Genomic DNA, 15,300 nt, shown 5'->3' on the forward strand with positions numbered 1-15,300 from the left:
CCTCCGGCCAGGCGAGGCCGGGGCGGGGTGCCCTTTGGAGTCCTGGATGACCATCGCCATCGAGATCGGCCTGACCGCCTCCGGCAACCCGGCCGAATTCGACCTTGAGGAGCTGCTCTCCACCCGCCTGCTGGTGCAGGGCAATTCCGGGTCGGGCAAGTCGCATCTGCTGCGCCGGCTGCTGGAACAATCCGCCCCCTGGGTGCAGCAGGTGGTGGTGGACCCGGAAGGCGACTTCACCTCGCTGGCCGACCGCTTCGGCCATCTGGTGGTGGATGCGGCGGACCATACCGAAGCGGCGTTGCAGGTGGTGGCGGAGCGGGTGCGGCGGCATCGCGTTTCCGTCGTGCTGAACCTGGAGCATGTGGAGGTGGAGGCGCAGCTGCGGCTTGCCGCCGCCTTCCTGGGCGGGCTATTCGATGTGGACCGGGATGCCTGGAACCCGGTGATGGTGGTGGTGGACGAGGCGCAGCTTTTCGCCCCCGCCGCCGCCAGCGAAACCTCCGACGAGGCGCGTCGGGCGGCGCTCGGCGCCATGACCAATCTGATGTGCCGCGGCCGGAAACGCGGGCTGGCCGGCGTCATCGCCACCCAGCGGCTGGCCAAGCTGGCCAAGAACGTCGCGGCGGAGGCGTCCAACTTCATGATGGGGCGCACCTTCCTCGACATCGACATGGCGCGCGCCGCCGATCTGCTGGGCATGGAGCGACGCCAGGCGGAGATGTTCCGCGACCTGGAGCGGGGCCAGTTCATGGCGCTCGGCCCCTCCATCTCCCGCCGCCCCTTGCGGGTGCGGGTGGGTGTGGTGGAGACCGGGTCGCGCAGCGCCGGGCCGAAGTTGGTGCCCCCCCCCACCCAGGCCAGCGCGGCGGAGGCGCGGGAGCTGATACTGGCGGCGCCGGAGCCGGAGGCGCTGCGCCTGCCCCGCCGCGCCCCGCGCGCGCCGGCGCCCGACATTTTGGCCCAGCTCGCCCAGGCCCGCCCCACCGCGCAGGCGGCGGAGCCGGTGGCGCCGGCCAGCCCGGCGGAACAGGCGGAACACCGCCGCAGGCTGCGCGCCGTGCTGGCCAAGGTGCTGATGGAGCCGGATGCACCCTTCCGCCCGGCCAGCGTGCTGTACCAGGATTTCCTGGTGCGCTGCCGGATCGAGGAGGTGGGCGGCCCGGCCATCGACATCCCCGCCTTCCGTCGCCTGCTGACCACCGCCCGCGCCGGCATCGCGGCGGAGGTGGCGGAGGGCAGTGATTGGGCGCAGGCCGTCAGCCGCGCGGAATCCCTGCCCGACGACGTGCAGGGGGTCTTCCTGCTGCTGGCCCGCGCCGCGCTGGAACGCCAACCCTGCCCCTCCGACGCCACCCTTGCGCGGGCCTATGGCAGCCGGTCGATCGGCCGGGCGCGGCGGCTGCTGACCTATATGGAGGAGCAGGGAGCGCTGGTGGTGCGTGCGGAGCGGGGCGGCAGGCGCAGCGTGGTCCTGGTCGGTCTCGCCTGGGAAACCGCGCCGGGCGATCCGAATGGGCCGGAGGAGATGGTTCAGGCCTCGTGACCTGAGGGGGGGCGGCACCCTACATTGGGGGTTATGGACACCAACCCGCTGCTCGCCCCCTGGACCACGCCTTTCGGCGTACCGCCCTTCGACCTCATCCGGCCCGAACATTACGGCCCGGCCTTCGACCAGGGCATGGCCGAGCAGGTGGCGGAGGTCGCCGCCATCGCCGCCAATCCGGAACCCCCGACCTTCGCCAATACAGCGGAGGCGCTGGAGCGCAGCGGCCGGACGCTGGACCGGGTGCGCAGCGTCTTCTTCAACCTGGTCTCCAGCCAGGCCACCGAGGCCCTGCAGGCGGTCGAGCGGGACTATGCGCCAAAACTGGCGGGGCACCGCGCCGCCGTCACCCTCGACCCTGGATTGTTTGCGCGGGTTTCCGCCCTGGCGGGCCAGCGCGCGACGCTGGGCCTGGACCCGGCGCAGGACCGGCTGCTGCAACGCCTGCATGCCGGGCTGGTGCGCGGCGGCGCGGCGCTGGACCAGGCCGGGCGCGACCGCATGGCGGCGATCTCCACCCGGCTGGCCGTTCTGCACACCCAGTTCGGCCAGAATGTCCTGGCCGACGAGAATGACTGGCAGATGGTGCTGACCGAGGCGGAGCTGGACGGCCTGCCCGACTTCGCCTGCGAGGCGGCGCGGGAGGCCGCGCGGGAACGCGGCGTGGCGCAGGGCTATGTCATCACCTTGTCCCGCTCCTCCATCGAGCCCTTCCTGACCTTCTCCACCCGCCGCGACCTGCGGGAGGTGGCCTGGCGCGCCTGGGTGGCGCGCGGCACCGGCACCCGGGACAATATCTCGCTGATTCGCGAAATCCTGGCATTGCGGGGGGAAAGGGCACGGCTGCTCGGCCATGCGGATTTCGCCGCCTGGCGCCTGGCCGACAACATGGCGCGGGAGCCCGCGGCGGCCGCCGCGCTGCTCAACCAGGTCTGGGCCCCCGCCCGCCGCCGGGCGGAGGTGGAGCGGGCGGAGCTGGAGGCGCTGGCCGGGCACCCGATCGCGGCCTGGGACTGGCGCCATTACGCTGAGCGCGCCCGCCGCGCGCGGCATGCCATCGATGAGAGCCTGACCAAGCCGTACTTCCCGCTGGACGGCATGCTGAACGCGGTCTTCGACACGGCGAAGCGCCTGTTCGGCGTCAGCTTCGTCGAGCGCCCGGACATCCCCGTCTATCACCCGGATGTGCGCGCCTTCGACATGCAGGACGGGGAAGGCACGCATCGCGGCGTCTTCCTGCTGGACAGCTTCGCGCGGTCCGGCAAGCGGTCCGGCGCCTGGATGAGCAGCTTTCGGGTGGGGCAGGGGCTGGATGGGGCGGTGACGCCCATCGTCGTCAACAACAACAACATCGCCAAGTCCCAGCCGGCCCTGCTGTCCTTCGACGAGGCGCGGACGCTGTTCCACGAATTCGGCCATGCGCTGCATGGGCTGCTCTCGGTCGCGCACCATCCCTCCCAGTCCGGCACCGCCGTGCTGGCGGATTTCGTGGAATTCCCGAGCCAGGTGCTGGAGCATTGGCTGGAGGTGCCGGAGATCCTGCGCGAACACGCCCGCCATCACGAAACCGGCGCCCCGCTGCCGGAGGAACTGCTGCGCAACCTGCTGGCGGCGCGGCGGGACGGCCAGGGTTTCGCGACGGTGGAGTTCGTCTCCTCGGCCCTGATCGACCTGGCGCTGCACACCCATCCGGACCCCGAGAACCTGGACCTGCTCGCCTTCGAGGCGGAATTCCTGGCCGGGATCGACATGCCGGAGGCGGTCGGCCTGCGGCATCGCCCGGCGCATTTCCAGCACCTGTTCGCGGGCGGCGGCTACGCGGCTGGCTACTACGCCTATATGTGGGCGGAAGTGCTGGATGCCGACGCCTTCGAGGCCTTCGAGGAAGCCGGCGACCCCTTCCATCCGGAATTGTCGGCGAAGCTGAAGGCCGTCTACCAGGCCGGCGACACCCGCGACCCGATGGAGCTTTATGTTGCTTTCCGGGGCCGTCCGCCCAGCGTTGCGGCGCTGCTGCGCAACCGCGGGCTCGTCGAAGCGTAACAGGGATGGGGCTTGCCGCGCGCGGAGGCGCGGGGCGATGTTGCGATGAAACCGGAGAGATACCGCATGAGCCTGCGCCGCATCGCGACCACGCCCTTCGCCGACCAGAAGCCTGGAACATCCGGCCTGCGCAAGAAGGTCACGGTGTTCCAGCAGCCGCATTATGTGGAGAATTTCGTCCAGGCGATCTTCGACACCATCGGCGAGCCACGGCAGGGCGCGACGCTGGTGCTGGGCGGTGACGGCCGCTACCTGAACCGGCAGGTGGTGCAGACCACGCTGAAGATGGCCGCGGCCAACGGCTTCTCGCGCATCCTGGTGGGGCAGGGGGGGCTGCTTTCGACGCCCGCGGCCTCCAACCTCATCCGCATCTCGGGCGCCATTGGCGGCATCATCCTCTCGGCCAGCCATAATCCGGGCGGGCCGGATGGCGATTTCGGCATCAAGTTCAACGCCGCCAATGGCGGCCCGGCGCCGGAGGATGTGACGGGCGCGATCCATCGCCGGGCGAGCATGATGGTCGAATACGCCATCCTCGATGTGCCGGACCTCGACCTCGACAAGGTGGGGGAGGTGACGCTCGGCGACTGCACGGTGGCCGTGGTGGACCCCGTCGCGGATTACGCCGTGCTGATGCGCAAGCTGGTCGATTTCGACGCCATCGCCGCGATGTTCCAGGGCGGCTTCCGGATGCGCTTCGACGCGATGAGCGCGGTGACCGGCCCCTATGCCAAGGCGATCCTGGAAGGCGCGCTGGGCGCCGCGCCGGGCACGGTGGTGAATGCGGAGCCGCTGCCGGATTTCGGCGGCCACCATCCTGACCCCAACCCGGTGTATGCGGCGGAGCTGATGGCCGAAATGCTCGGCGCCGATGCGCCGGATTTCGGCGCCGCCTCCGACGGGGATGGCGACCGCAACATGATCGTCGCACCCGGCCTGTTCGTGACGCCGAGCGACAGCCTGGCCGTGCTGGCGGCGCAGGCGCATCGCGCGCCGGGCTATGCGCGTGGCCTGGCGGGTGTCGCACGCTCCATGCCCACCAGCCGCGCGGTGGATCGCGTCGCCAAGGCGCTGGGCATTCCCTGCTATGAGACGCCGACCGGCTGGAAGTTCTTCGGCAACCTGCTCGATTCCGGCCGCATCACCCTGTGCGGGGAGGAGAGCGCCGGCACGGGGTCCGACCATGTGCGGGAGAAGGATGGGCTCTGGGCCGTGCTGGTCTGGCTGAACATCCTGGCCAGCACGGGCCAGCGTGCGGACGCCATACTGCGCGACCATTGGGCACGCTTCGGCCGCGACTACTACACCCGGCACGACTATGAGGAGGTCGATGCCGGTGCGGCGCAGGGGCTGATGCAGGCGCTGCGCGACATGCTGCCGACGCTGCCGGGGAAGGTCTTCGCCGGGCTGACCGTCGCGGAATGCGATGACTTTTCCTACACCGATCCGGTGGACGGCTCCGTCACCGCGCAGCAGGGCGTGCGCATCCTCTTCGCAGAGGATGCCCGCGCGGTGTTTCGTCTCTCGGGCACCGGCACCGTCGGCGCCACGCTCCGCGTCTATCTCGAAAGCTTCGAGCCCGATGTGGCGCGGCACGACGCCGAGACGCAGGCGGTGCTGGCGCCGGTGATCGCGGCGGCGCAGGAGATTGCGGGCATCGCCCGCCATACCGGCCGGGACGCTCCTTCCGTCATCACCTGAGGCCTGTTGTGCGGCGCGGCCACATGCTGCTAAACGCGCTGCATGGCTTTAACGCCCCCCTGACGCTTCGCACCACGCCCGCATCGCGGGTGTGACGTGCCTTCAGCGCCCCGCCTGATGGCGGTTGGCGCATAGCGTTCTTTTCTCCCGTGCGGGGCTTTGGCCCCGGAGTCTCCCTCATGTCCCTTGCCCGGCTTCAGGCCGAATGGCTTTCGAACATCCGCGCCGATATTCTGGCAGGCACCGTCGTCGCGCTGGCGCTGATTCCGGAGGCGATCGCCTTCTCGATCATCGCGGGTGTCGATCCGAAGGTCGGCCTCTATGCCTCCTTCTGCATCGCCGTTGTCATCGCCTTCGCGGGCGGCCGCCCGGCGATGATCTCGGCGGCTACCGGCGCCATGGCGCTGGTGATGGTCACGCTGGTGAAGGAACACGGCCTCAACTATCTGCTGGCGGCGACGCTGCTCTGCGGCGTGCTTCAGATCATCGCAGGCGCGCTGAAGCTCGGCGTGCTGATGCGCTTCGTCTCACGCTCCGTCATGACCGGCTTCGTGAATGCGCTGGCCATCCTGATCTTCATGGCGCAGCTGCCGGAGCTGATCGGCGTCACCTGGGTGACCTACCTGCTCTGCGCCGCGGCGCTGGCCATCATCTACCTGCTGCCGCGGTTGACACGGGCGGTGCCCTCGCCGCTGGTCGCCATCGTCGTCATCACCGCTGTCGCCATCGGCCTTGGGCTGGATGTGCGCACGGTGGGCGACATGGGCGAATTGCCGGCGGAGCTGCCGATGTTCCTGCTGCCGGATGTGCCGCTGACGCTGGAGACGCTGTGGGTCATCCTGCCCTACTCCGCGACGCTCGCCGTGGTCGGGCTGCTGGAATCACTGATGACGGCGCAGATCGTCGATGACCTGACCGATACGGGTTCCGACAAGATCCGCGAAAGCTACGGCCAGGGCATCGCCAACATCGTCGCCGGCTTCTTCGGCGGCATGGCCGGCTGTGCGATGATCGGGCAGTCCGTCATCAATGTGAAATCCGGCGGGCGCGGGCGGCTTTCCACGCTCTGGGCCGGGCTGTTTCTGCTGTTCCTGATTCTCGTGCTTGCCGATCTGGTGCGGCAGATTCCGATGCCGGCGCTGGTCGCGGTGATGATCATGGTCTCGATCGGCACCTTCTCCTGGAAGTCGCTGAGCGACCTGCGGGTGCATCCGAAAAGCTCCTCCATCGTCATGCTGGCGACGGTCGCCGTGACGGTCGCCACCCATGACCTGGCGCAGGGCGTGCTGGTGGGCGTGCTGCTCTCCGGCATCTTCTTCGCCCGCAAGGTGGCCAGGATCTTCCGCGTCCATTCCGAGCTTTCGGTGGATGGCAGGCAACGCACCTACACCGTCACCGGCCAGATCTTCTTCGCCTCCGCCGAGAGTTTTGGGGAGGCCTTCGATCTGAGGGAGGCGATTGAGCGCGTGGTGATCGACGTCTCCGGCGCCCATATCTGGGACCTCACGGCGATCGCCGCGCTGGACCGCGTGGTGCTGAAATTCCGCCGCCAGGGCACGGCGGTGGAGATCCTCGGCCTGAACGCGGCGAGCGCCACGCTGGTGGACCAGCTCGCCACGCATGACAAGCCGGGCGCTGCCGGGGCCCCTGCGCTGCATTGAGGGGCAGCCAGGGCTGCCCGCCCATTACCGCTTGAAACCCCATTCCGTTCCACCTAGCGTCCCGACCCAGGTGGCGTCTGGCTGAGACCAGTTGCGCACATAGGCCCGTTCAAGGGCCATGGCACGCCACTTGCAGGGCTTCAGATCGGTATCTGGGAGAATGAAGGAATGAAACTCGGTGTTTCGCTGCTCATGGCAGCGGCGACGATGTTTGGCGTGGTCGCCACGGCCTCCGCCCAGCAGACGCTGCAACAGGTGCGGCAGCGCGGCAGCCTGAACTGTCAGGTCGGCCTGCCCACCCCGGGCTTCTACGCCCTGGCGGCGAATGGCACCTGGTCCGGCATGGATGTCGATGTGTGCCGCGCCGTGGCCGCCGCCATCTTCGATGATCCCAGCAAGGTGCAGTACCAGTCGGTGACCTCCGCGGTGCGCTTCACCTCGCTGGCCAATGGCGAGAGCGACATGCTGTCGCGCACCACCACCTGGACCGCGGTGCGGGACGGCCAGCTCGGCCTGGAATTCGCCGGCGTGAATTTCTACGACGGCCAGGGCTTTGTCGTGCCGCGGGCCGCCAATATCACCTCTGCCCGCCAGCTGGATGGCGCGACGATCTGCGTGCTGACCGGCACGACGACGGAGCTGAACCTCGCCGACTATTTTCGCGCCAACAACATGCGCTTCACCGCGGTGACGAATGAGAACGTCAACGTGCTGGTGGAGACTTATCTCGGCGGCGGCTGCGACGCCTACACCAACGACAAGTCGGGCCTCGCCGCGCGCCGTTCCGCCTTCCCGACGCCGAACGACCACATCATCCTGCCGGAGACCATCTCCAAAGAACCGCTGGGCCCCGTGGTGCGGCATGGCGACAACAACTGGGGCGACATCGTCCGCTGGGTGCTCTACGGCATGATCGAGGCCGAGGAGATGGGCGTTACCTCCGCCAATGTCACGCAGATGCTGCAATCGCCGAATCCCGGCATCAAGCGGCTGCTGGGCGTGGAGGGCAATGTCGGCCAGGGCATGGGCCTGCCGGCCGATTTCATGGTGCGGGTGCTGCGCCATATCGGCAATTACGGCGAGACCTATGAACGCAACGTCGGCGCCAATACGCCGATCGGCATTCCGCGCGAACGCTCGCTGAACGCGCTCTGGACCAATGGCGGCATTCTCTACGCGATGCCGTTCCGCTGAGGCGCCTTCGCTTCCCACAGGACGTGCCGTGAGAAGCTGAGGCGGGGGCCGCGCGCGATGCGCGGCCCTTCCGGGGCGGCCTCGCACGGCCCAGGCAGGGCTGACCATGTCCCAATCCACCGCCATCCGCCGCCCCGCCGCGCCGCCGATGCGCCTCGGCACGCTGGTCAATGACGCGACGGTGCGCTCGGTCTTCTACCAGGCCGTCACCTTCGCCTGCGTCGTCGGGCTGATCTGGTATCTGGTGTCGAACACCATCGCCAATATGGCGACGCGCGGCATGTCCGCGGGCTTCGACTTCCTCGATGTCTCCGCCGGTTTCAACATCGCCTTCACCCTGATCCCGTATCGGGAGGGTGACAGCTATCTGCGCGTCTTCCAGGTGGGCATCGCCAATACGCTGCTGGTGGCGGTGATTGGCGCGGTCTTCGCCAGCATCCTCGGTCTGGTGGTGGGGCTGGGACGGCTTTCGACCAACTGGCTGATCCGCACCCTGTCACGCTGGTATGTCGAGATCCTGCGCAACACGCCGCTGCTGCTGCAGATCATCGCCTGGTATTTCGGCGTCTTCAACCTGCTGCCCCTGCCGCGCGCCAGCATCGATCTGGGCGGCGTCATGTTCCTGAACAATCGCGGCGCCTATTTCCCCGCCCCCGTGCCGGGCGAGGGTTTTGGGCTGGTGCTGCTGGCGCTGGCGGCCGCCCTGGTCGGGGCCGTGCTGCTGCATCTCTGGGCAAGGCAGCGGTTCCTTGCGACGGGGCGGCCCTTTCCTTCCGTGCTCGCGGGCATCGCGCTTGTGCTGGTGGCGCCGACGCTGGTCTATCTGCTGCTGGGCTCGCCACTCACCTGGGACTGGCCGGCTTTGCGCGGCTTCAATTTCCGCGGGGGCTTTTCCGTGCCGCCCGCCTTCTGCGCATTGGTGGTGGCGCTGTCCATCTACACCTCCTGCTTCATCGCGGAGATCGTGCGCGCCGGCATCCAATCCGTCGGCCATGGCCAGACGGAAGCGGCGCGGGCCCTGGGCGTGAAGCCTTCCCGCGCCATGCGTTTCATCATCCTGCCGCAGGCGATGCGCGTCATCATCCCGCCGCTGATCAGCCAGTATCTGAACCTGACGAAGAATTCCTCGCTCGCCATCGCCATCGGCTTTCCGGATCTCGTCAGTGTCTGGATGAACACCTCGCTCAACCAGTCGGGACGCGCGATTCCGATCGTCGCCATGACCATGGCTTTCTACTGCGTGGTCAGCCTGACCGTGTCCTTCGTGCTGAATTTCTATAACCGCCGCATCCTGCTGAGGGAACGCTGAGATGTCGGACGCGCCACTGGTCTTCGCGCCCCGCCCCGCCGATCCGCCGCCGCCTTCCACCATCGGCGTGGTGGGCTGGATGCGGGCCAACCTGTTCTCCTCCGTGCCGAATGCCATCCTGACCTTCCTCGGCATCTACATCTTCTATGTCGTGGTCAGCGCCATCGTGAACTGGGCGCTGGTTAATGCGGTGTGGGAGGCGGAGAACCGCCGGCAGTGCCTCGACATGGTCGGCCGTTCCGGCGCCTGCTGGCCGGGCGTCGCCGCCTGGATTCCGAACCTGATCTACGGCCTGTATCCGAAGGATCAGGTCTGGCGGATCAATACCGGCTTCCTGATCCTGATCGCCTGGGCCGTGCCGCTATGGCTACCGCGGGTGCGGTCGAAGGTGGCGATCGGGCTCAGCCTGGTGCTGGCCTATCCCTTCCTCGCCTCCTACTTTTTCCATGGCGGCCAGCAGACGCTGGTCTGGACCGCGCTGATCGCGCTCGGCGCCGCGGCCTTCGCCTGGACCTGGCTGACCACCCTGACGGAGATGCGCTTCGGCCTCAGCTTCGCACCGCTGGTGGCGCGGCTGTTCGGCGCGGCGGATGATGAAAGGGCGCGCCGCATCGGCTGGGGCGCGCTGGCGGCGCTGTATCTGTTGGCCCTGCTGATCGTGTCGCAGCTCGATTTCGTGGAGGTGCAGACGCGCTTCTGGGGTGGGCTGTTCCTGACCCTGGTGATCTCCGGCATCGGCATCGCCTTCTCCCTGCCCGCCGGCGTGGTGCTGGCGCTGGGGCGGCGGTCGCAGATGCCGCTGATCCGGGTGTTCTGCGTGACCTTCATCGAGCTGTTCCGCTCCGTCCCGCTCATCACCATCCTGTTCATGTTCAACACCATGCTGCCGCTGTTCCTGCCGGCCGGGGTGGAGGTGAACCGGCTGCTGCGCGCCATCGTCGCCGTCTGCCTGTTCGCCTCGGCCTATATGGCGGAGATCGTGCGCGGCGGGCTGCAGGCGATCCCGAAGGGGCAGTATGAGGCGGCGGCGGCGATGGGCTTGGGCTTCTGGCAGTCCACCTCGCTCATCATCCTGCCGCAGGCGCTGCGCATCATGATCCCGTCCATCGTCGGCAACTTCATCGGCCTGTTCAAGGACACCACGCTGGTCTCCATCATCGGCCTGTTCGACCTGCTCAGCATGTCGCGCGCGGTGGGGGAGGATACGCGCTGGCTCGGCCTGTTCATCGAGCCCTTCTTCTTCATCACGCTGATCTACTTCGTCTTCTGCTTCCTGATGTCGCAATACAGCCTGAACCTGGAACGTCGCCTGTCGGCGGGGCAGCGTCGATGAGCGCCGCCCCGATGAAGGCGGCCATCGAGCTGATCGGCGTCAGCAAATGGTATGGCGGCTTCCAGGCGCTGAAGGGGCTGGACCTGACCGTGGCGGAGGGCGAGCGGGTCGTGGTCTGCGGCCCCTCCGGCTCCGGCAAATCCACCATGATCCGCTGCATCAACCAGTTGGAGCGGCACCAGAAGGGCGATATCCGCATCCACGGTCAGGCGCTGTGCGGCGAGCCGAAGCGGGATGCGCCGATCCTTCGGGAGACGGGGATGGTCTTCCAGTCCTTCAACCTGTTCCCGCATATGACAGTGCTGGAGAACTGCACCTTCGCGCTGTCCTGGGTGAAGCAGATGCCGCTGGCGGAGGCGGAGGCCATCGCCATGGCGCATCTGGAACGGGTGCGGATTCCCGAACAGGCGAAGAAATACCCGCTGCAACTCTCCGGCGGCCAGCAGCAGCGCGTGGCCATCGCCCGCGCCCTGTGCATGGCGCCCCGCATCATGCTGTTCGACGAGCCGACCAGCGCGCTGGACCCGGAGATGATCAAGGAGGTGCTGGAGGTGATGGTGGAACTCGCCGGCACCGGCATGACCATGGTCGTCGTCACCCATGAAATGGGCTTTGCCCGCACCGTCGCCGACCGGGTGGTGTTCATGGACCAGGGAGAGATCGTCGAGCAGGCTGCGCCGGAGGTGTTCTTCTCGGCCCCCCGCTATGACCGGACCCGGCTGTTCCTGAGTCAGATCCTGTAGGGAGGGCTTGCCTTTCCGAGCCGGGGGGGCTTCTGCTACGCCCTTGAATCCCAGTTCAGGCGAGAAGGCGGCAGCATCCCATGCCCAACGAAACCGCGACCGAGCCGGCCGCACCGGAGGATCTCTGGCGACTGCGCAGCAGTCTGGACAATATCGACACGGCGCTGATCGCCATGCTCGCGGAACGTTTCCGGGTGACGCAGGAAGTCGGCCAGCTCAAGGCCCGGCACCGGCTGGATGCCGTGGATGTGGCGCGGGAGGAGGCGAAGGTAGCCCGCCTGCGGGAAACCGCCGCCCGCGCCGGCCTCGATGAGGATTTTGCCGAGGAATTCATCCGCCGGGTGATGGCGGAGGTTGTCCGCCAGCACCGGGTGATTGCCCAGAAGGGGTAGTTACCCCCTTCCCTCAGACGCCGGGCGCCGCGCATCCGCGCGGCTTGGCTTCGCCGCATAAGCGGCGGCGGCCGCTCGGCCGGCGCGAACGCCGGCCGCAGGTCTTCCCTGCCTTTCCGTGCTCAGCCCTTGGCAGGCGTCTCCACCCGCAGGTAGCGGTCCTCCAGCGCCCGCCAGGTGGCGTTGTCGAACAGCTCCCACAGCTTGCCATGGCTGTACATGCGGTCCGCCATGGCGTTGGAGGAGCCGGTCTCCTTCAGCGAGGCCAGCATCTCCATCCCCGCCTTGGCGATCAGCCGGGTCATGGCATTCGGGTAGATCGCCAGCCTGAAGCCCAGCGCGGTCAGGCGCTCGGCGGACAGTATCGGGGTCTTGCCGCCTTCCACCATATTGGCCAGCAGCGGCACATCCGGGAAGGCGCGGCCCACCTCCTCCAGCTCCGCCTCGGATTGCGGGCTCTCGACGAAGATCACATCGGCCCCGGCCTCCCGGTACTGCCGGGCGCGGCCGATGGCGGCGGCCAGGCCTTCCCCGGCGCGGGCATCGGTGCGGGCGATCACCACGAAATCCGGGTCCCGCCGGGCTTCCACCGCGGCGCGGATGCGCATCTGCATGTCGGTGGCGGAGACCAGCTTGCGGCCCGGCTCATGGCCGCACTTCTTCGGCCATTCCTGATCCTCGATCTGGATGGCGGAAACGCCCGCGCGCTCATATTCCCGCACGGTGCGGATGACGTTCAGCGGGCCGCCATAGCCGGTATCGCCATCGGCGATGACGGGGATGGAGACCACGTCGCAGATGCGGCGGATGCGGTCGATGATCTCACCGAAGGACAGCGCCGCCACATCCGGCGCGCCCAGCGCGCTCATCGAGATGCCGGCGCCCGTGATGTACAGCGCCGGGAAGCCGGAGGCATCGACCAGCCGGGCGGTGACGCAGTCGAAGGCGCCGGGGGCCAGGAACACCTCCTTCCCCGCCAGCAATTCCCGCAGCCGGCGGTTGCGGCCCGGGGCTTCGGCGAAGCCGATCGGAAAGACGGGGCCGTTGGCGGGCTGGTTGGCGTCGGGCATGCTGCTTCCTCCTGAGAACGGGCGGCGCCGCCGAAATGCATTCCCGGCGGCATCGCGCTGTTCCATCCTACTGCCATGCAACGCCGCAGGGACCCAAGCCCCCCATGACCACCCGTCGACATCTGATGGCCGCCGGCCTCGCCTTGGCCGCCGCCCCTGTTGCCCCCTCTGCGCGCGCCCAGGGGCGGGCGCTGCGCATCATCATGCCCTTCCCGCCCGGCCAGGGCTCCGACCTGCTGATGCGCCTGCTGGCGGAGCGGTTGACCGGTCCGCTGGGCCAGCCGGTGGTGGTGGAAAACCGCCCGGGTGCCGGCGGCACGCTGGGCATGGACTACGCCGCCAAGGCCGCGCCGGATGGGCTGACCATTGTGATGGGCGGCAGCGGCCCCACCACCATCGCCCCCAGCCTCTATCCCAACCTGCCCTATGACTCGCAGCGGGACCTGACGCCGATCTGCCTGATCGCCAGCGTGCCGCAATTGTTCGTGGTGAACCGGGATTTCCCGGTGCGCACGATTCCGGAGCTGATCGCCAGGGCCAAGGCCAATCCGGGCGGCATCTTCTATGCCTCCTCCGGCAATGGCACGACGCAGCATCTGAATGTCGAGATGTTCACCTCCATGACCGGCACGCAGATGACCCATGTGCCCTATCGCGGCTCCGGCCCCGCGCTGACCGACCTGGTAGCGGGGCAGGTGCCCTTCCTGTCGGACACGCTGGCGGCGCTGACCCCGCTGGTGCGGGATGGAAGGGTGCGGGCCATTGGCGTGACCTCGAAGGAAAGGTCGCCCTTTTTCCCGGATGTGCCCTCGATCCATGAGCAGGGGGTCACGGGCTATGAATCCGTGGGCTGGATCAGCCTGCTGGGCCCCAAGGGTCTGCCCGATGCCCAGGCGGCGCGGATTGAGGTGGAGGTGGAGAAGGTGCTGGCCCAGCCCGACTTCCAGGCGAAGCTGGCCGAGCAGGCCTTCACCCCCACCTTCCTCAATCGCCGCGACTTCGCGGCTTTCATCACCAGCGAGACGGCGAAATGGCGCCAGGTGGTGCAGACCGCGGGGGTGAAGCTGGACTGAGCAGCCTCAGTCGCATCTGAACCGGCTCGGCGCCCCGGCGCCGCAGCAGGAAAAGAAGGCAGGCTTTGCCGGCGGCGGGGTCTGCCCGCTGCGGCCGGAGACGAGATCCACCCCGTCCACCAGTACATGGCTGATGCCCGGCAGGTCGCCATGCGCGACCGCGTCGGCCACGGTGGTGCCGGCCGATCCGGTGATGCTGCCGCAGATCACGATATCCGCCGGCCGCCCCACTTCCAGCCGCCCCACATCCAGCCCATGCGCCGCCGCCGTATTGCCGGTGCCGACGGCAATCGCCTGGCCGGGCGTCAGGTCGCAGATGGAGGCGAGGTAGAGCAGGTTGCGCAGCATGCCGCGCGGGATCACCCCGGTGCCGCCCGGCGTGTCCGTGCCGAGCGTCAGCCGGTGCAACTCCCCCTTTTCCCGCAGCAGCCGCACCAGCAGGGAGGTGGAGCGGTAGTTGCCGGAGGTGCAGACCTCCAGCGCAAAGTCGGTGCGCGCGACCACCTGTTCGATATCCACGTCGCTCATCGGAATCGGCCCGCCGCTGACATGGGCGGCGACATCCGGCTTCAGCCAGGACAGCGTGTCATAGCCGCAGACGGCCGAGGCGCCGGAGCGGGAGACACCGCCGGTATGCACCTTCACCCGGATGCCCCGCGCATGGCATTGCGCGACATAGCGCAGCGCCTCCGTCCGATCCTCGCCGAAGGGGTAGAACAGGAATTTGGCGAAGCGCACGCCGGCCGCGGCCAGGCGGTCGAAATGCGCCTCCTCCATTCCCGGCACCAGCAGCACCGTGCCGGCGCTGAGCTTCACGCCGGACCAGCGCACGCGGCCGGTGGTGGCGCTGGTGACGATGGCGATGGAGGTCACCAGCTCCGCCGACAGATTGCCGTAGTCGAGACCGGGGATATGCAGCTCCCCGGCCGAGACCATGCTGGTGGTACCGCCATGCAGGTAGTTGCCGATCCAGCCGATGGCGTCCTGCGTCGGCGTCCATTCGCCGAGCACCGGATGCACATGGCCATCCACCAGCCCCGGCAGCACCGCGCCGCCGGCGGCGTCGATGATGCGTTCGCAGCTGGGGCGCGCGGCTTCCACCGCGGTGGGGTCGAGGGCGGCGATGCGGCCATCCTCGATCAGCAGGCTGGTCAAAGCGGCGGTCGGCGCGGCGATGTCGCCGGTGAAGAACTCGCCGATATTCTCGATGATGAGGCGGGACATGTTTGGCGCCC

Annotated in this window: 12 protein-coding genes; 10 read left to right on the top strand and 2 right to left on the bottom strand. The window is 68.3% G+C overall.

Annotation, left to right across the window (positions count from 1 at the left end; all coding sequences use genetic code 11):
- The first annotated feature begins 46 nt into the window (after nucleotides 1-46).
- The 9 genes from ACVFYP_RS08945 to ACVFYP_RS08985 all read left to right on the top strand — a co-directional run bounded on the left by ACVFYP_RS08945 (nucleotide 47) and on the right by ACVFYP_RS08985 (nucleotide 11,922).
- The gene (locus tag ACVFYP_RS08945; RefSeq protein ID WP_499199819.1) at nucleotides 47-1,546 is read left to right on the top strand and encodes a helicase HerA domain-containing protein; all 1,500 of its coding nucleotides are present in this window, start codon (nucleotides 47-49) and stop codon (nucleotides 1,544-1,546) included.
- A gap of 33 nt (nucleotides 1,547-1,579) precedes the next feature.
- Complete coding sequence (locus ACVFYP_RS08950) at nucleotides 1,580-3,589, top strand: M3 family metallopeptidase (RefSeq protein ID WP_499199820.1); 2,010 nt, start codon at nucleotides 1,580-1,582, stop codon at nucleotides 3,587-3,589.
- 66 nt (nucleotides 3,590-3,655) lie between these two features.
- Nucleotides 3,656-5,290: an alpha-D-glucose phosphate-specific phosphoglucomutase gene (locus ACVFYP_RS08955; protein ID WP_499199821.1), complete on the top strand. Its 1,635-nt coding sequence runs from the start codon at nucleotides 3,656-3,658 to the stop codon at nucleotides 5,288-5,290.
- A 179-nt stretch (nucleotides 5,291-5,469) separates the two neighbouring features.
- Nucleotides 5,470-6,951 carry a SulP family inorganic anion transporter gene (locus ACVFYP_RS08960; RefSeq protein ID WP_499199822.1) on the top strand — a complete coding sequence of 494 codons (1,482 nt, stop codon included), beginning with the start codon at nucleotides 5,470-5,472 and terminating at the stop codon, nucleotides 6,949-6,951.
- A gap of 168 nt (nucleotides 6,952-7,119) precedes the next feature.
- On the top strand, nucleotides 7,120-8,145 hold the full coding sequence (locus ACVFYP_RS08965; RefSeq protein WP_499199823.1) for an amino acid ABC transporter substrate-binding protein: 1,026 nt from the start codon (nucleotides 7,120-7,122) through the stop codon (nucleotides 8,143-8,145).
- 106 nt (nucleotides 8,146-8,251) lie between these two features.
- Nucleotides 8,252-9,454, top strand: a complete 1,203-nt coding sequence (locus tag ACVFYP_RS08970) for an amino acid ABC transporter permease (protein ID WP_499199824.1) — start codon at nucleotides 8,252-8,254, stop codon at nucleotides 9,452-9,454.
- A 1-nt stretch (nucleotide 9,455) separates the two neighbouring features.
- The gene (locus tag ACVFYP_RS08975) at nucleotides 9,456-10,787 is read left to right on the top strand and encodes an amino acid ABC transporter permease (protein WP_499199825.1); all 1,332 of its coding nucleotides are present in this window, start codon (nucleotides 9,456-9,458) and stop codon (nucleotides 10,785-10,787) included.
- A complete protein-coding gene (locus ACVFYP_RS08980) occupies nucleotides 10,784-11,530 on the top strand; it encodes an amino acid ABC transporter ATP-binding protein (protein ID WP_499199826.1) in 747 nt (248 codons plus the stop codon). Before ACVFYP_RS08975 ends, ACVFYP_RS08980 begins: the two co-directional genes overlap by 4 nt.
- A gap of 80 nt (nucleotides 11,531-11,610) precedes the next feature.
- Nucleotides 11,611-11,922 carry a chorismate mutase gene (locus tag ACVFYP_RS08985; protein ID WP_499199827.1) on the top strand — a complete coding sequence of 104 codons (312 nt, stop codon included), beginning with the start codon at nucleotides 11,611-11,613 and terminating at the stop codon, nucleotides 11,920-11,922.
- A gap of 122 nt (nucleotides 11,923-12,044) precedes the next feature.
- Here ACVFYP_RS08985 and ACVFYP_RS08990 read toward each other — a convergent pair whose 3' ends face one another.
- Nucleotides 12,045-12,992 carry an isocitrate lyase/PEP mutase family protein gene (locus tag ACVFYP_RS08990; protein WP_499199828.1) on the bottom strand — a complete coding sequence of 316 codons (948 nt, stop codon included), beginning with the start codon at nucleotides 12,990-12,992 and terminating at the stop codon, nucleotides 12,045-12,047.
- A 104-nt stretch (nucleotides 12,993-13,096) separates the two neighbouring features.
- Here ACVFYP_RS08990 and ACVFYP_RS08995 point away from each other — a divergent pair, with 104 nt between their 5' ends.
- Nucleotides 13,097-14,065, top strand: coding sequence for a Bug family tripartite tricarboxylate transporter substrate binding protein (locus tag ACVFYP_RS08995; RefSeq protein WP_499199829.1), 969 nt, complete (start codon nucleotides 13,097-13,099; stop codon nucleotides 14,063-14,065).
- Nucleotides 14,066-14,071: 6 nt separating this feature from the next.
- On the opposite strand, the gene ACVFYP_RS09000 is transcribed toward ACVFYP_RS08995, so the two are convergent.
- A complete protein-coding gene (locus ACVFYP_RS09000; protein ID WP_499199830.1) occupies nucleotides 14,072-15,289 on the bottom strand; it encodes an amidohydrolase family protein in 1,218 nt (405 codons plus the stop codon).
- Nucleotides 15,290-15,300 lie beyond the last annotated feature (11 nt).

This window comes from Roseomonas sp. F4, from assembly GCF_053891155.1.